This is a genomic window from Leptospira koniambonensis, assembly GCF_004769555.1.
Classification (GTDB): domain Bacteria; phylum Spirochaetota; class Leptospiria; order Leptospirales; family Leptospiraceae; genus Leptospira_B; species Leptospira_B koniambonensis.
In genome coordinates this window covers 350,416-369,001 of sequence record NZ_RQFY01000004.1, presented here as the reverse complement: position 1 = coordinate 369,001, position 18,586 = coordinate 350,416, and the positions used below count along the sequence as shown (strand labels likewise).

The following is an 18,586-nucleotide window of genomic DNA, read 5'->3' as shown; positions in this document are numbered from 1 at the left end:
ATTTCTCCGAGCCGTCCGATCTTGTCGGGCGGCTTTTGTATTTAGGCCCCCAATATTTGGGACTTCATAAAATGAGCGGACCTTCTTCCTAACTCGAGAGCTAATCTTCCGTTTTCCATTTTGTTTGGATGAAGATAGGGAGTATTGGTTACCACTCTGATAATTTTTTTACCGTACTTCTTTGCTAATAATTCTTTAAGATCTCGGGTCTCACTTGCGATCACACTCACACAAGAATCGAAAGCTCTCATCAGTATTTTATCAGAAACAGGTTTGCGGTTCTCAATATCATGGATCACAATCCTTTTGATACTTGGATCCAAGATAAATTCTTTGATAGGCTCTGCATCTGCAACTCCACCATCTAAAAATTCCTCTCCATTTAAGTTTGGAACTTCGAATAGAATAGGGAATGTCATGGATGCCATGATCATATCTACAATATTACCTTCGGTCTTTAATTCTCTGATGCCTTTGGTGAGATTAGAAACTGCAATTCCCATCTTGATAGGCATCTCAGAAATATCCTTACCTCCTAAGTAAGGTTCTAATAATGCCCTGATCTTTTTTCCGGAAAGAATACCCGAATAATTTTTAAGTCCTTTTCTAAACGGTTTCAGGAACTGGCTGAAGAAGTTTCCATCCCAGAAATCACTTTTTTGCAAAGTAAGAATGAATCTTGTGATCTCTTCTGGAGGAATTCCTGCTGAAACTAAGGAACCGATTAAAGCTCCTGAGCTAGAGCCCGCGATAGCCGCAGGTTTAAAACCGATCTCTTTTAGTCCGAGAGAGAAACCGGAGTGCGCATAGAATCCGAAAAATGCGGAATTCAAAGCTAATGCGTCATACGATTTTTTAAAGATAAGATTAGGCGATTTTTTGGGAGCCATTGCGAATTTCTTAATTTAGAGGGGGACTTTGTCCAGAATTTTACCTTAACTTTTAGGACTTTCGTTTTGTGAATTTGGAGAATCATCCTTGAAACAATTCAATTCCAGGAGTATCACTATAGGATGAGCTATCGAACTTTTTACGTCACCACGAAGAATGAGACAGAGGCTTTAAAAATCGCGGAAACTTTAGTGAACGAAAGACTGGTTGCCTGTGCCAATTTGATCCCTGGTATGAAATCTATTTATAGATGGCATGGAAGACTGGAGCATAATCAGGAAACGGTTCTTTTATTAAAAACTAAAGATTCTGAGGCGGAAAAAGTCGTAGCAAGAATTTCGGAACTACATAGTTACACGGTCCCTTGTATCGTTTCCTGGGAAATCAAAGAGGCGAACCAAAAGTATTTGCGTTGGATAGATTCGGAAATCGGAAAATAATTCTTTCCCTTTAAACATTCTTTTCATACATTCGGATATTTTTATCGAGTCTCTTGGTTGGAAATTCCAATAGATTCGTGACTGAGGCGGATGAATGGTAGAAAAAGCGGAAAAGTTTTGGACCTGGTTTTCCCAAAACAGCCGGTATTACACTAAACTAGATGACCTGGAAGATAAAGAAAGAGATCGTCTTTTGGACGACCTGATGGATCGACTCCAGGAAGTGAATTCCGAGTTTTTTTTCGAGATTGGCGGGGGAGACGAAAGTCCTCACGAATTCACAGTGGTCACAGCAGGAGACGAGGATCTGTACGCAGAGGCGGAAAGATTTGTAGACCTCGCTCCCGAAATTTCAGGCTGGGATGTATTTTCCGTAGACCAATACCAAGAAAAAGGCACAGTCATATTTCACGAAGGTTTGGAATTAGATTCAGAAGAGATCTGGTTTCTACCTTTAGAGAACACAAACCTTCCTAAAAGTTTCGGAGTTCGGATCTGTTTCCCCGATTTCCCGAATGTAGAATCCAATCCTAATCTCAAAAAAGCAGTTGGCCTATTATTAGAAGCTCTTCTTGGCGAAGATACATACACCAAAGAAATCGGATATTACGACATCGGAATGCTTCCTGATGATCCAGAGGAAGAAGGATTTATTGAACTAGTAGAATTGCCTGATTATATCCAGTGGAGAAAAGAAAGAGAGGCATAAAAAAGGGCGGGCAAGCCCGCCGTTAAAAGAGGGGAATGGAAATCCTAAATTAATTCTCCGATTGGATCACTAAAGTGGATTGTGGGGTTTTGGAGTGTTTCACATCCAGACCATAAATCAGCACAGTAGGCACCGAGTATTGTGAATCGAAAGTATCGATTGCAATCGCGATCTTATTTCCTGCAGGAACATCATAAGCTACCGCATTTAGATCGATAGACATATCTTTTGTTTCATACCATCCAGCATCGAAAATAGTAGATGTACCATGAGTGATCAAAGTAGCGGTGCCGTATTTATCTACATCGTAGAAGTAAACGTTCACGTTAGCCTTTCCTAGGCTGGAAGAGATTCTTCCGTTCCAGAACATTTTACCTCTGATCTTTACTGTAGAGCTAAGGTTAGAAGATTGGTAAACGATTCCATTCACTCTGCTTACTAAACCTAAATTGGTTGTTACAGGAATATCCGCGTGAGAAGCAAGAATATCCGCAAGTAAAGGAAATCCAGTGCTTGCAACAGTGTCTGCTCCGGAAAGAATTCCTGTGCTAGTTACAGTAGTGTTTTGGCTTGTTCCAATTTCTCCGTTAGTGAATAAACCTCTTGGTTTCAGATAAAAAGTTTTATCAGAAACAGTTGGAGAAGGCCAAGAAGGAAGAGTTACTCTAGGTCCCGCAAAACGTTTTTGGAAAGTAACCTGAGGTTTGTCCATGATCCCGTTATTGACTCCTTTCAACCAATAATCGAACCAATCGTATGCGTTGTCCCATACTGTACCGGAAAAACCGAGGATGCCACCGATTTCTGCGGAAGCATGAATTCCTTCGTTCATTAAAAGTTTTTTAGGAACAGTAATCTTAGAATAATAATCTAAAACCGCATTCGGGTTAAATAAGAAATCCTCGAAGTTATTCGAGATCATTACAGACTTACCTGCAGAAGCATTCAATTGTCCTACAAAAGTTTCAGGAGAACGATCTGCTGCCCATGTGGTAACAGAATCAATATCCGTATGTTGTAGAAGTTTTCCGAAATTCTGCGCGATGATCGGATCAGGTTTTCCTGTGATATAACTGGAAGCAACAAGCAATAATCCCCAGATCAATCTAGGAGTGTCATTGCCATAAAGAGAACGTTTTAGATTTCCCCAACCACTCATTGCGACAGCAGTTTTAATTCTAGGCTCAGTGCTTACGCCTGCTAAGGAAATTCCGGCACCATAAGAAATACCTGAAATACCTATGTTAGCTAAATCGGTTTGAGTGTTCGCAAGTAACCAATCGATAATTTTGCTTAAGTCAGCTCTATCTTTTGGACCAGCAGTATCAATGAGTCCTCCGGAAGCTCCGAAACCTCTTGTGCTATAAGAGAGAACAATGTATCCCTTTTTAGCGAGTTTCGCAGCAGGAACCAGATACTCATATTTATTCAACGCCCAGCTATTCACGAAAATTACTGTTGGGTATTTTCCGGTAGGGGAAGGGGTAGAAGGAGTGAAAAGGCTAGCCTCTAACACAACTCCGTCGTTTGCAGTTACCTTGATGGTATTGTCGAAAGTGAAACTTCCGTCGCTCTCTTGCGCGAATGCATTTTGGATCTGGCCGCTTGAATCTTCTAACTCGGAAACACCTTTGTTTCCGGAAGCTTGAGCCAAGCTTGGATCTAAGGAAGCTAAGAGGGCTGCAGCTTCCGCATTTTGAGAAGAATCACTTTTACAAGAGTAAAAAGATCCTCCTACGATCATCATTAGTATGCAAAATCGCATAACTAACGTTCGGTATATTTTTCTCATCACTATTCTCCATACGCTTTTTCAGTCTTTGACTTTTTAGCTAATTTATGAAGAGGGAGTATAAGACAGTTATCAGTGAGGGTCGTCTTGGATTCGAATCTTGGACAAATTAAAAGGTCTTAATTTTTTATTTAAACAAATTTAGAAGAAAACGTTCGTTCAATTAAGAGACTTTAGATTTTCGAAGATACTCTCTAGGAGAAACACCTTGTATTGATTTGAATGCAAGATTGAAAGTCGCCTTTGAATTGAAGCCGGATCTGTAAGCAACAGAGAGAATATTGGCTCCTTCTTCTTTTTGTAATATACGAACTGCTTCTGCTACTCTGAAACCATTTACAAACTTTGCAAAGTTAGTGCCCATTCTTTGATTTAGAAATTCTGAAAGTTGATATGGTTTGATATCTAACTGATTGGATAGTATGGAAAGAGAAAGATCTTCTTGTAGATAGATTTTTTCTTTTGACATCAAACTTTCCAAACGATTTTCCAGATCAGTTGTGTCCACACCTTCTAATCTGGAATTACGATATGCATCTCTCATCGAAGGTCCCATCTCGCTGAAAACTTCCGGAGAATAAATTTGTGCCAGATAACCTGCGACTGCATAGATAACAGTGCTTAGAACAGAAATGAATAATAAATTAATATCTCTGATTAAATAAGAAATAACAAGGATAGAAGTTACACTTCCACTTCCGATTATAACGAACAGAAGTATCCTCGTACCTGCATCTTTTTTCAGTCTTTCTAATTGGAAAGCTGCTCTTGTCTGCCAAACGATAGAAGAATAAAATACTAAATTTGCAGAATATGCACCTAACAGCAGGATATCCGACCAATTTGTGGAACCCTTCTCGAAATAATCTATAGGATGACTTAGAAAGATTTGAGGTAAAACTAAATGCAAGATAGGAAATAAGATAAGAAGAAGTATTCCTGGAAGATAAAAACTCCTTTCGAAGGGTGTGAACTTCTCTTCTCTAACTGTAACAGAATACAAACTATACATTCCAGGTCCTAAGAACCATGCGAATGGAATATGAAGATGATTTAAAAACGAAGGTTCGAAATAAATCCCCTTTAAAAGAAAATAAACATATAAGAATTGGATAGAAACACAAAAAGATAATAAAGATAAGATCCTTAAACCTGCACTTTTCTCAGGCCGGAGTAGGCATGCCACAGAAAGGAGCATACAAAACAAAACTCCGAAGAATACGATCTCATGGAAATGAGGAACCACGAACTAATTGGATGAATTTATATCCCATACTTGTCAAGTTCTTACGTTTAGAATATAAGTCCGCAAATCACTTTTCAGTGCAGAAATATGGGCCGTTTTAGTCTAAAATATCCTGGAAAGAGACCAGTTTTTTGAGATTCCTTTCTAAGTTTTTAGGGAAATTTTTCGAAACTATATATATGGCATTCAGAGGGTTCCTCATATTATTCTTCTTAATTCCCTCTTATATATTTTCCGAAACTCCGGTACTGTTCCGATGGAAAATGAAATCCGGGGACGATCTAGAATTAAACGAATACCATAGAGTAAAGGCGAGGCAAGGCCTTAGAGTTATCAATAGAGAAGATAAAAATCGAATTTTACTTAAGGCGACTAGCTGCAAAAAAGAAGGATGCGATTTTTCTGCAATATTTGATACCTATATTAAATTTCCTGAATTAGATCCTGCATTTTATAAAGACAAAACTTTTAAGAGTAAATTTAATATTTCAGAATTGGGCCAATATACGGTTCCTCCAGAATACAGTATGCCCAACCTTAGATCATTGCCTAGCTTCTCTGCGAAAGAAGTAGGTGTGGGAGAAGAATGGACTAAGCCTGCTTCTGAAAGTTTTCAGTTCCCAACGGCAAGAATCGAGATCCCAGTCCAAGCTAAGTATGTTTACCAAGGGAAGGGAGATTGGCAATATGCAGGTAAAAAAGGAAATGCAGATCTTATAGAATATAATTATAACTTAATGAAGGAATCAGATCCTGTTGCTCAGAATATTCCTTACAAAATTTACGGCTTTGCAAAAGGAAAAGTATTCTTTGATTCTGAACAAGGTGTTCCTCAATACAAGTATGTTCAACTTGCATATACATTTGTTTTTCCGAATGGGATCGCTCAAGAAATGTCTTTTGAGATCCACGGAGTTTATTCCAAACAAAATTCTGTTACAGAAAACGATAAGGATAAAATTGCAGAAGAAGTTAAAAGGATCCTTGGACCTTTCCCGGAAGGAACTGCTTATCCTAAAAAGAAACCAACTGGTAAAAAAAGTAACGGATTAGAATGGCCTGAATGGGAAGGAAATCCGGAAGAAGAAGTCCCAGATCGAGCTCCAGTTGAGATCAGAAAATCGAATGAGGGCGTTGTACTTTCTTTAGATAATCTTTTGTTTGATTATAATAAATCCGAATTAAAGCAGGAAGCCAAAAAGGTCTTAGAAAGGATCGCAGATGTTCTGAAAAAATATCCGGACAAAGAAATTCGGATAGGCGGACATACAGATGATAAAGGAAGCCAAGAATATAATCTAAAACTTTCCCAAGACAGAGCGTTATCAGTTCTGCAAGAGTTAAGAGATTCTTACGGAATAGAAGAAACTAGAATGTCCTATAGAGGTTATGGTAAGTCCCAGCCTGTAACTGAAAATTCCACAGAATCAGGTAGAGCAAAAAACCGAAGAGTGGATATCACTATCGTTTTGGAATAATCTTCGGCCTTTGCTCTTAGGAAAAAGTTTAGAATTAAAAATAACCTTCACTTTCACATTCGTTAAGATGGGTATTTTCCATTAAGCAAGAAAGAAGGATGTTATTATAAGATTCCGTTCCAGGTTCGTGAGCGCCAACAGCTTGGCAAACTGCGTCTCTCATTATTTTTCTTCTGTCTTGGCAGCGTTCTACTGGATTACTTCCGCAGGAAATAAAACCGAATATTAGAATAAGACAAAATACGAGGTTTCTAACTTTCATTCTTTTCACCTATTTATGTTTAGATTAGTAGGCGGATAACATAACGAAAGATATAAAAAAAGCAAGGAGTTTTGGCAAAAAGGAGAATAGAAAGTTTTACGTAAAACGGATTCTATTCGTGGATATAACCCCAGCTTTCCAATACTTTTCGGACTTCTTTTCCTAACGCGGCTTGCTCCGAAGATTCTGAATTTCCAGACAGTCCAGCATCATTATAAAAATAAGGAACTTTAGACGTTTTGAATTCGTAAGGAAGTTTTGCAGAAGCCACTGATTCAGGAGAATCCCTGTAAATTTTAGAACTCGCTGCTGATAGAATTCCCCATTTTCCGGATTTATAATCTTCTGATTTTCCATCTTTGAAAATAGATAAATGAAATCCAAAAATAGGTTCTACTGTATAGAAGGAGAGAATACTTTCTTTGCCAGCTTCTTGTTTCACTGTGAGAGAAGCAGATTTTGTTTCTAAACGATTCTCTATAAATGGAGTATCTGATAGTATTTTATAAATTCCTGCTTGGATACCTATATCTATTTTACGAGTGCATTCTTTTTCGCAGGCAGGCAATCTGAGTTTGAAAACATTCTTCTTTAAACTATGAGAATCTAATTCTTGTTTTGCTTTTGTTAGAAGTGTCGAGTTGGTGCCAGAAAGATTTTGTGATTCTCCAGGATCTGAAACTAAGGAATAAAACTCCTCAGGCATTTTATGAGGCTCACCTTCTTTAGTCCTTCTTACAAAATCATAACCTGGGTATCTACGGATCAGTTTGTATTCTTTGGTTCGAATGGATTCTGAAAATCTTCCTTCAGTATATACAAAATCCTCGGATTGCGGACCTGCTTCTCCAAAGATTGCTTTGGAGTAATCATTTCCATCGCATGAGTTTGGATCACAAGGTAGACCTAATGCCCCTGCTAAAGTAGGAAAAAGAGAAAGTAGAGAAACTTGTTCAGCGAAAATCCTTTTTTCAATATTTGATTTTGCTGATGCAGGAGGATGAATGATCCAAGGAACTTTGATCTCTTCATCGTAATGTGTTTCTCCATGGGCATGAAGATTTTCGGCCACGAAATGGTGATGATAATAATGTTCCATGGATTGTAATTCTCCATGGTCTGCAACTACCGCGATCCAGGATTTATCGAATGCACCTGTCTTTTTAGCTTCTTCGAGAATTCTACCTATGACCTCGTCAGTATATAGGATCTCTGCCATATATTTTCTGACATAAGGATCATAACTGTTCCAGATCTTTGGATCAGTTTTTTTTGCAAGAATATCCATATACTTTTTTTCAGGAAGATAAGGATAATGAGGAGTGTTGATATTTATATGAAGGAAAAATCTTCTGTTTTTGTTTTCTTTCAGGAACTTTATAGATTCTGCAAGTATGAGTTCAGTGTCGTCTTTGTCTTTTCCGGGTTGGAATAATTTATGAAATCCTAGATCAACTCCCACTCCTGTATAATCCAAGAGGAATACATTATTCATAAGACTTGCTGTGAGATATCCTTTGGATCTAAGATGATTCGGAAGTGTTTCTGGCTTTTTAGAATAGAATATTTTTCTATGAAGATTACTAGAATAGAACCAAGCGTTTCCAAGGCCCAATTCAGATGCGATCTTAGAAGTAAAAAATGAGATCATGCTCGGCTTGGTCCAATTTCCATTAGAGAAAGCATTCTCAAAGATGATAGAATCAGAAGCGAGTTCGTCCAAGTAAGGGCTAGTTGGAACAGTAGAACCTCCAAATCCCAAACGGTCCGGGCGAAGTGCATCTACCACGATCAATATTACGTTTTCTTTAGGTCCCCAGAGTTTTGGATCAGCTACAGAAGCGTATAATGTAGGTTGTCCTACAAATAAGAGATCGTTTTGATTTTTAGGAACCCATTCGAAATTCCAAATATTAGGGTTCTCTTCTAAAGTTTTGGAAATGGATTCTGGGATCTTGATCTTATGATCGATCCATTCTCTCCCTTGGCTTTGCAAATCTTTAGAGAATACGATAGTATTTCCTAATTTCACGATCAATTTTCCAGAGCTTGGAACATTCTCTCCTAAAGAAGAAAGCGCAGTTATAGAAAAATCTAAAACAACATTTTGTAGATCGTAAAGTTTTGCCCCAGGAATAATGAACTCTGAGGAAATATCACAACCACCGTTTTGGAATAGAAGTAAACTATCTCTGGATTCATTTAGAAGAGTTTGTTTATCTTTTAAAATAGTAAGTTGAGTGTTTCTCCATTTTTCGTTAAGAGGAAGTTCCGAATAACGGGATGGATTTTTTTTATAATGATAAGAAATCTTTTTAATGGCTTCTTCTGAATTTCCTCTGCATACACTTCCAGATTTTTTTAAAGAGCGAAGTCCATCCCAAACAGGGATTATGGTCTCTTCTTCTTTTGAAAATGATCCTGAAAAAATTTGTCTACAATCCTGTAAAAGATAACAAAGTAGGATCAGGATTAATATCTTAGAAGGTTTGGGACCAAAAGAAATCATAAGGACAAGGTCAGAATTTTACTTGAGGGGTCCGCTTACAACCCTTATCATCCAGATGAACACCATTCAGTCGGCGCTTGTTTGAGCGAACAGAACGTTCGTTACTAAAAATTCAATGGACCTGTGAGATCGGTGTCTAAAAAATAGGGCCATAGAAACGATCTTCGATCCTTCGAAGGTTTTTAAACCAATCCAAAGGAAAAGGATTATGGCAGAAAAAGGCATTTCAAAAGACCTGATCGGCACAAAACTCGACTCTTACGAATTCGACGTAGAAAGAGGAAAGATAAAAGAGTTTTGTTTAGCGATCGGCGAAAGCAATCCGATATACTTCGATTTAGAAGCGGCAAAAAAAGCAGGATACGAGGATATTCCAGCTCCTCCTACTTTTCCCACAGTGATCCAATTTTGGGGATATCCTAAAATTTGGAAAGATATGGAGAACATGGGAGTTGATACATCCAGGATTCTACATCTAAAAGAAAGATATAATTATGTTAAAACTCTTTATCCTGGTAAGGTTTCTTCTCAGGGAGAATGTGTTAACGTAACAGTTGGTAAAATGGATACTATGACTTTCCGCACAACCATTCGTAATGCGAAAGGTGAAACTGTGATCGAAGCAGAGATGTCTATTTTCATCCGTAAACCGGAATAATGATAGGAGGATTAAGATGAGTAAAATTGAATTCGACAAGTACGAAGTAGGACAAGAACTCCCTCCTTTAAAAGTGGATACTATTACACATGCACATCTAGTGCGTTATGCGGGAGCGAGTGGTGACTTCAACCCGATCCATAATGATCCTGATTTCGCTCGTAAGACCGGATTAGATGGAACTATCGCACATGGTATGTTCGTAATGGCTCAGATCGGAAGACTTTGCACTTCTTGGGCAGACCAAAAGCAGATCAAAGAATTCGGAGTTACTTTCAAAGCGATGACCAAACCAGGACAAAAACTTACTTGTTCAGGCAAGATCAAACGTAAGAAAGAAGAGAACGGAGAGAAACTTCTTACTGTAGCTGTAGAGGCTTCTGATGAATCTGGAGAAGTTAAAGCTTCTGGAGAATTAGTAGTTATCTGCTAATTTTTTAGTCTATTCGAATGATAAAAAGCCTCCGATCTTGGGGGCTTTTTTTATGCCTGAGAATAATTCTAACTTAAAAATGGATTGTTCTTCTTTTAAATTTGGATATGTCTTTGCCCATGATAAACTCAGGCAAAAGTGTTCAATATTTCGGGATCTTTTTATTGATCGAAGGATTTCTTCTGATCACTGTTCCAAATTTTTTCTTAAGTCTTTTCTTATTAAGCGCAAGCGACGTGTGGGTGAGGGTAGTTGGGCTCACTCTAATTATATTAGGATATTTTTATTTTAAAATGGGACAGGAGAATATTCGTCCATTCGTAAAGTTGACCACTCATTCTAGGACTTTTCAGTTTATAGTTTTGATCATATTTGTATTACTCGGATGGATCCATCCTATGATCTTAATGCCGAGCGGATTTGAATTTTTATGCGGAGTCTGGACCTTCTCCCTTTTAAAAAAGGAAAACGTTTAGATTTTATTAAGCTGGATATTCAGGAGTTTCTCTCGATTCGATCGCGATGATGGTGATATCATCGTATCTTTGCTCGTCTCCTCTAGATCTTTCTTCCATTACTACTAGTTCTTCTAATAGTTTTTGAAGACTTACGCTAGAAAGTGTGCCGGCTCTGGACGCGATTGTTTCCACAGTGCTCCATCTATTTTCCTTTCTTCTGTTCTCAATGAGTCCATCAGAAAAAAGTAATAAACGGCTTCCCGTAGGGAATTTATAGGTAGAGAACTCAATCTCCAGATCATCGAATAGTCCTAATATAGGACCAGTTTTATGAAGTAATTCGTAGTTACCATCAGGGGAAAGTAAAACCTGATCGGGATGTCCTGCAGAGGCATATAGAACTTCTTTTTTTTCTAAATAGATATCTGCAACAAAACAAGGAAAGATACTTTCTAAAGTATCGAACTTTCTTAAAAATCTTCCATTCAATTCTTTTAATACGTGAGTAGGGCAAGGAAGTTTTTTTAGCTCTTCGTATTCAGTCTTTAATGCCATGGTCATAAGACTTGCTTGCACTCCATGTCCCACGGCATCTGCTAAAAGTACTCTTACTTGTCCAGGATTGATCTCTGAAATATCTAAGAAATCTCCGCCCACTTTTTCTAAAGGTTTATATACGTAGTCGAAACGGATCCCTTTGATCTCTCTTTCTGGAGGAGTAAGAATTTTTCTTTGTACGTTTTGAGCGATCTCTAGTTCTCTATTGATCTGTTGTAAAGTATCGTTTAGAGTTCTGGTCCTATCTTCTACCTTTTGAACCAACTTTTCTTTCATTTCGAAAAGTTCTAAGTTCATAGTTTGTAGATCTTCTGTAAGAAGTTTTGCTTCTTTATATTTAGATGAACGATCGGAAGCGATCACCAAAGACTGTAAGAATACAAAAAGTACGAGTGCAATATGCGAAACCTGATGAGAGGAAACTTTTAGGATATAAGTATAGAATAGATCAATCGCTACTCCTAAGAATAGTATTCCTGAGCCATATAAGATATAAGAAGAATTGTTTTCTTTATCAAAGTCTATTCCGAAAATTACATAGATCACGTAACCAATCGTGACCCCTATGAATAAATGGAAATACGCAACCTTACTGCTATTAAATTCCAAAGATCCGAATAGAGTCATTAAAATGAACAGAGAGATGATTGCTAAGGAAATTCTAATATATAGTTTGGATGCATAAACAGTGAATGTTTCATAGAAGAAGAGTAGATACAATCCAGTAGCACACATCATGGAAATTTGTTCTATCATCTGGATCCCATTTTGGTTGATAGAAGGGAAAAATTCCATAAGAAGTCTTGTGTTCGTAACAAGAGTCCTAATTCCGATCGCCATACTCATAAATCCAAAATACAAAGGAGCCTTGCTGGATCTTAAGTATAAATAGAGAGAGATATGGTAGAGGCCCATGATCACTAAGCTAGAGAATGCAAAAATATCAGTGAAGATTGTCCTTGTTCTCGTGGATAACATCACTTCAGAAGGACCTAACTTAACAGGAGAACTAATTCCACCCTGTCTTGCGAAATTATTCGTAACGAAAAGTGAAATTTCTATCTGACTAGAGCTCGGGACAAACGAGAAGGATCTTGGTTGCACTCTTGCAACGCTTGTTTTAGGAGAAGTAGATGGTCCTCCAGATTCTCCCTGGAATTCTCCATCTAAATAAAATCTGTAGGAACTCCAAACGGTGCCTAAACCTAGAGTGAGAACCTTTCCTACCCAAACATCTGGCAAAAGGACTTTAAGTCTGTAGGTTGCGTAACCTAATCTATCGTATGATGGATGTAATTCAGTTTCTCTGTTCCAAGAACCCGGAACAGTCATATTCCCATGAAAGGATTCTAAAATTTTTCCAGGCTCTTGGCTCCAGAAAAATTCCCATTCTCCGGATAGATCAACTGGGCCGGAACTTGTACTTTGGATACCTCTAAGGTCGATTACACCTTTGTAGGCGCGTAAATTTTCTTCCTTATGCCATGGAGTGAGGGACAAAAGGAAAATGAGGAAGCCGATGGGTCCTAATAAAAAGAATAAATATTTTGCCGTGTGCATTGAGCAGGAAGGTTGGGACCATCCTCCATCGGATTATATTTTCTCGTCAATCTTTCTCCGACTAACAAGAGTATTCGAGAGAATTTTGGAAAATAATAATTTCCAAAACCGACTCAGGAATGTATGACCTTCTACTTTTTGCTTGGATTCCGTAAATACGAAAGAAGTGTCCCTAAAATCAAATTTGGGGAACTTCAAAGATTATTAGAGGAAAAAAATTAAAGAATATTACGTCCAATCTGGCGTTTTTTGGAAAAAAGAAGTATTTTAGCAAATCAGCTTAAAAACTGGAAATTCCTGTTGCCATGTTGATCCTCCGGAAGAGCATGAAAAAGACCGATACGAATCACATATATGAACCGTTTTCATTTTTTTAGAAACTATTCTGTTTTAGCTAGCGTTACACTCGTATTGGCTTCTTATTCCGCATGTTCAGGGGAAAAGAATGAGCCTTCTATTTTAGAGATCAGAGATTTATTGGATTCTGGTCATTTAGTAGAATCTGTTCAAAAAGCAAAAGATAAGGCTCTTATCACAGGAAAAATGGACCAGGTCCATTATTTAAGAGGGTGGATCCATTATTTACGCAAAGAAGACTCTTCTGCAGAGAAGGAGTATAAACTTTGTTTAAAGGAAAATAAAAACTCCATCGATTGCCTAAGGGGCCTAGCTCAAATCGAAAAACATAAACAAAATTACGAAAAGGCAGAAACAAGATATAAACAAGCCTTAGTAATTGCACACGCCACCAAAGACCAAGAATACAGTTCAATGTTACTTACAGATCTTGGAAATTTAGCTCTTTCTCAAGATGAAAGAGAAGAGGCTTTGGACTGGTACAATAAATCCATTCAAGTAAAACCAGAAGGTTCTGCTTATTACGGAATTGGCTTTGTTCATCTATTAAATCGAGACAAGATAACTTCAATCCAATCTTTACAAAAGGGATTAGGAACTGAATATAGAGATTTAATTATCAAAGCGGAAACCTATTATCTTCTGGCAAAGTTACAAAACGATTTCGAAAAAAATCCTCAGGCAGCAAGCGAATCTGCAAAAAAAGCCTTCGAATTATTTCCAGCTATGGAGAAATACTCAAAATCTTGGGAACATTATTCCAAACTTTCCAGTTCTAAATAAACAGGACCCGATGAATTTTCTCAGAACAATATGGCGCGTCATCCATAAACAGATCATTTTACCTTTCCAAGAATCTTATGCTCCTATTCACGAAGTTTGTTTAGGGACCACGATTGGTTTGATCTGGTCCATGACTCCTTTGGTTGGAGTGCAAATGTATTTGGGACTCGGAACCTGGTTGATCCTTAGATTGTTCCGTATCCGTTTTTATCTTCCGATCGCGATCGCAATGATTTGGATCACAAATCCAGTCACTCTCCCGTTTTTTTATTCTCTCTTCTATTGGATTGGAAAACAGGTTTTACTTTTAGTTGGAATTCCTTTCCAGGCTATCAGTTTCGACACGTTATTGGCCATCTCCAAAGAATCTGAGTCTATGGACCTGATCAGTGGATTGTATCATTGGACAATTTTCTTATTCGATAAGATGGGACTTCCCATGTTTGTAGGTGGTTTTGCTTTTGGAATTCCTCTGGCCTTGCTAGGTTATCCTATTACATATCGTTTATTGAATTCTTATAGGATCAGAAGAGCAGAAGAAGAAGGTATTACTTTGGAGGAATGGGAACTAAAACATGTTAGAAAAGATGTGGGATTGTTCGCCGCAAAAACTCCTTAGGTTCGTCGTATAAAGTTCGTTCTTTTCAATATATTTTTTCCTATTTAAACATTATTAGTTGTCCTAATTCCTTTCGGATTGGCATAGTATTTGTTACTCGAATTCAATCCGGGAGAATATAATATGATTCGTCGATTCTTGGCCTTTTTCTTTTTTATGGCCATCTTATGGAGTCTTCCTGTTTCCGCTCAAAAATTTGAAACAGATGAGGACTTAATGAAATGGGTTAAGTCCCTAAAATATGAAACTAAAGCAGTTCCTCTTGCAAATAAAGACGGCAAGGTGATCGCAAACATCCAGGTCCCAAAAGGTTATAAGTATTTAAATCCTCAAGATAGTAAAATTGTATTGGAAGATGTTTGGGGAAATCCACCCGGCGAATTAGGATTAGGAATTTTATTCATCGCTAGCGAAACACCTTTAGATCTAGGATCATATGCGATCACCATTGATTATGTGGAAGAAGGTCACGTAGACGACGAGGATTCCAAAGAAATTAAATACGACGAATTATTATCCGAGCTACAAGAAGCTTCTAAAGAAGAAAGTGAGCAAAGAAAAAAAGACGGCTATTCTGGATTGGAATTAGTTGGTTGGGCTTCTGCTCCTTATTATGATTCTGCCGCTAAAAAATTACATTGGGCAAAGGAATATAAGTTCGAAGGAACTGAAACAAACACTCTCAATTATAATATTCGAGTTTTAGGAAGAAGCGGTTATCTTTTACTCAATGTACTCGGAGACATTAACGTTTTGAAAAGAGTAGAAGGAGATGTAGGCCGTATCCTAAAGAGCGTTGAATTCTCGGAAGGAAACCGTTACGCAGATTACGATTCTAAAATCGACAGTTTAGCCGCGTATGGGATCGGCGGTCTGATCGCTGGAGGACTTCTGAAAAAAGCTGGATTGTTTGCGGTGATCGGCGGGTTCTTATTGAAAGGTGCAAAATTACTGATCCCAGCAGTGATCGGTTTATTTTACGCAGTTAGAAGATTTGTTTTCGGAAGAGGAAAACAAGAAGATACTGCTTCGGGATCTTCCGACAAAGAAGCCTAAACAATTCCTAAAAGATTAGAAAGCGTTTCCGCATCGTACTTAGATTTACCGGAACCGCTTTCTGCTTCTGCAATTAGAGAAGCGATCTTTCGATTGATCGGTGCTTTATGACCGATCTCATCTGCTAAACTAATAATCTCTCCATTCAAATAAGAAATCTCAGTTATTCTTCCATGATGTAGGTCTTCCCACATAGAGGATCTTGCTTCTGGATCAATTTTGACCATAGAAGAAGCTACTCTAAAAAATAAGAAGTCCGGCAAACCCAAAATGATGGGCGCAAGCCAAGGGATCATTTTACCTGCGCTTGCAGGCTGGATCCCGGAAAGTTTCAGTATTTCTAAACCTTCTAGGATCATAGAAGCTAAAATTTTTCTGTATTTTCTTTGCGATAATTCTTCTCTAAGAGGAACACCAGCGAGTGCGTTTAAGCTATTATTTAAATTGAAAAGTAGTTTTCCCCAAAGTACACCTTCCATGTTTTTATGAACGATAGAAGGAAGGCCTGCTCTTCTCAAACAAGAATGGATCTTGTTCCCAAATTCGTTTGATTTGATTACAAGTTCCCCACTTGTTCCTTGGTGAAATTGTCCTTTTCCCTTGGATACTACGTTGAACGGGACCATACCCGGTAAATTACGATCGTTTAACTCTGGTAATACGGAAGCTAGTTCTTTTGAGTTTCGAACCCCATTCTGAAAACTTACTACTGTAATTTTAGATAATTCTTCGGGTGAAAAAAGAGAACGGATGGATTTTCCAGCTTCTATCGTATCTTTACTTTTGACTGTGATCAAAAATACGTTTGAGTCTTTGGCTTCTTTTATATCAGTAACATAACGGATTTGGCTGGGGGCAAGGGTGAATGAATTTCCCTTATAATCGCTGATCCCTAAGCCGAATAATTGGATCTCTTGTTTTAATCTTTCTCTACCTACAAATACTACAGGATATCCTGCTTTTACCAAGTAAGCTCCGATATATGTTCCTATACTTCCGGAACCTAAAATTGCAAATTTCGGGGAAAAACTCATAAGCGGAAAGAATGAAGAATATTAGAAAAATACCAACTAGAAAATCGATATTCTACACTTAGATTTGGGCATAAAAAAAGCCGGGAGATTAAACCCGGCTTTTTTCAGACACAACACCGAAATTACTGATTAGATTTCGCGTTGGAAGCCATTTTTAAGAAGTAACCTTCTACGTCGAACCAAGGTTTTCCAGAACCCAAAGTGTTAGAAGCTTGGATATGATCCACACCAGTTACTAGAAGTCCGTAGTCAGGTCCACCTTTGAAGGTTCCCCATTTCAAAGAAGTGTAAGGAACAAGTCCGTCGCAAGTTCCGCCTTGTCCATTGAACAATCCACCAGCAACACATGCAGGTTGGATGATTCCCATTAGAGGGTGTTGGATCAGGTCAGGAATAGTGATGTAAGATCCGTAAGAGAAATACTTAACGGAAGAAGCATCAGGAGTGCGAGTATTGAAAGCAGCAGTTCCGCTGGTAGTTAAGGAACCGAGTGCTGCAAGAGCGTCTTGGTTTCCGCCACCATATACTAATTTAACTACAACTCCTAAGATACCGCTAACGAAAGGTTTGATCCAATCAGGAAGAACAGTAGTTACGATATCAGCAATTGGAGATCCTCTGTGAGGAGTGTTCAAAGTAGTTAAAGTAGAAACTTTAGAAGAAAGTCCTAAGTTGGAGATAGCATAACGGCTATCCAATCCACCTTGGGAGTGGCCAAGGATATGCACTTTACTAAAGCCGTTTGCAGCAATATAAACAAGAACCTTGTCTTTTAGCTGAACACCACGAGTCTCATTAGATTGAGCCGCAGTTTTAGTAGGAGCATATACTGTTGCACCTTGGGATGTCAGATAGGAATCCATTCCGCCCCAATAGTTAACGATGCTGATGATGCCGGATGAATCAGTTCCCCAACCGAAAAGTCCGTGGGAAAGAACGATTGGATATGATCCAGCTAATGGTTTGGAGGAAGATCCTCCCCCTGAAGCGAACAACGTGCCGCTACACAAAAATAGGAGTAATACCGCTAATCCTAATTTACGCATTTGAGTTTACCTCTTCACTATTCTCTTGCTGTCTATATGGTCTCAGATTGAGATTCGCTTAGTTTTAACTTGTTCGCTTTTTTATCTGTATCACTCGGTACAAAACCGAGCTTTTGAAGATTAAATCCAGAGGCAAAGCTGTCAAGATAAAACGTTCGAAAAAAGTGATGATAAAATAACGTTTGATATAGAACTAATTTCTTTTTATAACGGTCGGTTTTTTATAAATATTCCTTTAGGGATGAATCACCAGGAGAAGATCCTAAGGTGAAAAATTCGATATTTCAAGCCTGACTAACGTATTTCGGGTAGAAGGTTGTTCGTTTGGAAATTTCTTTCTGGGCTTACCGCGTTCCTGCGAATAGCGGGTGTGGGATTGTGTGTATAAACCAGGGTAATATGAAAAATAATTAGATTACGTTCTAATTTGATATGGTGGGAATGAAGCAAAAGATTTGGTAATCTGCACTGATTCGGGGAACCTACCTGGTTCGGTTTTGCGGATATCTAACATTTATGTGAGCATGGGCGAAGGTTTGCCTATCCGCCCAAACAAGATAAAAAATCTCTAAGCGCGTAGTTGTATCAAAGAAATTTTCTTTTTAGTAAACAATTGTTCATCTATATTCAAAAAATTTGAAAAAGATTGACTATGGATTATTATACACTTTCGTAGCGAAGCTCTTAGAGATAGAAT

17 protein-coding genes are annotated in these 18,586 nt (G+C 38.1%); 9 read left to right on the top strand and 8 right to left on the bottom strand.

Translation table 11 applies throughout. The features are described from left to right. Positions 1–41: 41 nt before the first annotated feature. Entirely contained in the window at positions 42–890 is an 849-nt protein-coding gene (locus EHQ52_RS05785; RefSeq protein WP_135614299.1) for a patatin-like phospholipase family protein, read from the bottom strand. A 123-nt stretch (positions 891–1,013) separates the two neighbouring features. Here EHQ52_RS05785 and cutA point away from each other — a divergent pair, with 123 nt between their 5' ends. Then, entirely contained in the window at positions 1,014–1,331 is a 318-nt protein-coding gene (gene cutA / locus EHQ52_RS05780; RefSeq protein ID WP_100722660.1) for a divalent-cation tolerance protein CutA, read from the top strand. A gap of 94 nt (positions 1,332–1,425) precedes the next feature. Beyond that, positions 1,426–2,040: a hypothetical protein gene (locus EHQ52_RS05775; protein WP_135614298.1), complete on the top strand. Its 615-nt coding sequence runs from the start codon at positions 1,426–1,428 to the stop codon at positions 2,038–2,040. Positions 2,041–2,089: 49 nt separating this feature from the next. On the opposite strand, the gene EHQ52_RS05770 is transcribed toward EHQ52_RS05775, so the two are convergent. Both EHQ52_RS05770 and EHQ52_RS05765 read right to left on the bottom strand, forming a co-directional pair. Then, the gene (locus EHQ52_RS05770; RefSeq protein ID WP_135615662.1) at positions 2,090–3,787 is read right to left on the bottom strand and encodes an alpha/beta fold hydrolase; all 1,698 of its coding nucleotides are present in this window, start codon (positions 3,785–3,787) and stop codon (positions 2,090–2,092) included. Positions 3,788–3,995: 208 nt separating this feature from the next. After that, complete coding sequence (locus EHQ52_RS05765) at positions 3,996–5,030, bottom strand: AraC family transcriptional regulator (RefSeq protein WP_135614297.1); 1,035 nt, start codon at positions 5,028–5,030, stop codon at positions 3,996–3,998. Positions 5,031–5,257: 227 nt separating this feature from the next. Between EHQ52_RS05765 and EHQ52_RS05760 the strand changes: the two genes are divergently transcribed. Next, positions 5,258–6,556 carry an OmpA family protein gene (locus tag EHQ52_RS05760; RefSeq protein ID WP_167492208.1) on the top strand — a complete coding sequence of 433 codons (1,299 nt, stop codon included), beginning with the start codon at positions 5,258–5,260 and terminating at the stop codon, positions 6,554–6,556. 34 nt (positions 6,557–6,590) lie between these two features. Here EHQ52_RS05760 and EHQ52_RS05755 read toward each other — a convergent pair whose 3' ends face one another. Together EHQ52_RS05755 and EHQ52_RS05750 are read right to left on the bottom strand one after the other, a co-directional pair. Further along, entirely contained in the window at positions 6,591–6,818 is a 228-nt protein-coding gene (locus EHQ52_RS05755) for a hypothetical protein (RefSeq protein WP_135614295.1), read from the bottom strand. Between the two features lie 112 nt (positions 6,819–6,930). Further along, positions 6,931–9,327 carry a sulfatase gene (locus EHQ52_RS05750; protein WP_135614294.1) on the bottom strand — a complete coding sequence of 799 codons (2,397 nt, stop codon included), beginning with the start codon at positions 9,325–9,327 and terminating at the stop codon, positions 6,931–6,933. A gap of 208 nt (positions 9,328–9,535) precedes the next feature. Here EHQ52_RS05750 and EHQ52_RS05745 point away from each other — a divergent pair, with 208 nt between their 5' ends. The 3 genes from EHQ52_RS05745 to EHQ52_RS05735 all read left to right on the top strand — a co-directional run bounded on the left by EHQ52_RS05745 (position 9,536) and on the right by EHQ52_RS05735 (position 10,894). Next, a complete protein-coding gene (locus EHQ52_RS05745; protein ID WP_135614293.1) occupies positions 9,536–9,985 on the top strand; it encodes an FAS1-like dehydratase domain-containing protein in 450 nt (149 codons plus the stop codon). A gap of 16 nt (positions 9,986–10,001) precedes the next feature. After that, complete coding sequence (locus EHQ52_RS05740) at positions 10,002–10,418, top strand: MaoC family dehydratase (RefSeq protein WP_100708332.1); 417 nt, start codon at positions 10,002–10,004, stop codon at positions 10,416–10,418. A 119-nt stretch (positions 10,419–10,537) separates the two neighbouring features. Then, positions 10,538–10,894, top strand: coding sequence for a hypothetical protein (locus EHQ52_RS05735; protein ID WP_135614292.1), 357 nt, complete (start codon positions 10,538–10,540; stop codon positions 10,892–10,894). 6 nt (positions 10,895–10,900) lie between these two features. Here EHQ52_RS05735 and EHQ52_RS05730 read toward each other — a convergent pair whose 3' ends face one another. Further along, positions 10,901–12,994 carry a PP2C family protein-serine/threonine phosphatase gene (locus EHQ52_RS05730; RefSeq protein WP_135614291.1) on the bottom strand — a complete coding sequence of 698 codons (2,094 nt, stop codon included), beginning with the start codon at positions 12,992–12,994 and terminating at the stop codon, positions 10,901–10,903. A 354-nt stretch (positions 12,995–13,348) separates the two neighbouring features. Here EHQ52_RS05730 and EHQ52_RS05725 point away from each other — a divergent pair, with 354 nt between their 5' ends. From EHQ52_RS05725 to EHQ52_RS05715, 3 genes are all read left to right on the top strand, one after another. Beyond that, the gene (locus EHQ52_RS05725; protein ID WP_135614290.1) at positions 13,349–14,134 is read left to right on the top strand and encodes a tetratricopeptide repeat protein; all 786 of its coding nucleotides are present in this window, start codon (positions 13,349–13,351) and stop codon (positions 14,132–14,134) included. 10 nt (positions 14,135–14,144) lie between these two features. Further along, complete coding sequence (locus EHQ52_RS05720) at positions 14,145–14,753, top strand: DUF2062 domain-containing protein (protein ID WP_135614289.1); 609 nt, start codon at positions 14,145–14,147, stop codon at positions 14,751–14,753. A gap of 123 nt (positions 14,754–14,876) precedes the next feature. Continuing rightward, positions 14,877–15,809: a DUF2167 domain-containing protein gene (locus EHQ52_RS05715; protein WP_135614288.1), complete on the top strand. Its 933-nt coding sequence runs from the start codon at positions 14,877–14,879 to the stop codon at positions 15,807–15,809. On the opposite strand, the gene EHQ52_RS05710 is transcribed toward EHQ52_RS05715, so the two are convergent. Next, positions 15,806–16,843: a 2-dehydropantoate 2-reductase gene (locus tag EHQ52_RS05710; protein WP_135614287.1), complete on the bottom strand. Its 1,038-nt coding sequence runs from the start codon at positions 16,841–16,843 to the stop codon at positions 15,806–15,808. The two genes, EHQ52_RS05715 and EHQ52_RS05710, sit on opposite strands and share 4 nt — an antisense overlap. 122 nt (positions 16,844–16,965) lie before the next feature. Further along, positions 16,966–17,889: an esterase/lipase family protein gene (locus EHQ52_RS05705; RefSeq protein ID WP_135614286.1), complete on the bottom strand. Its 924-nt coding sequence runs from the start codon at positions 17,887–17,889 to the stop codon at positions 16,966–16,968. Positions 17,890–18,586: the final 697 nt, after the last annotated feature.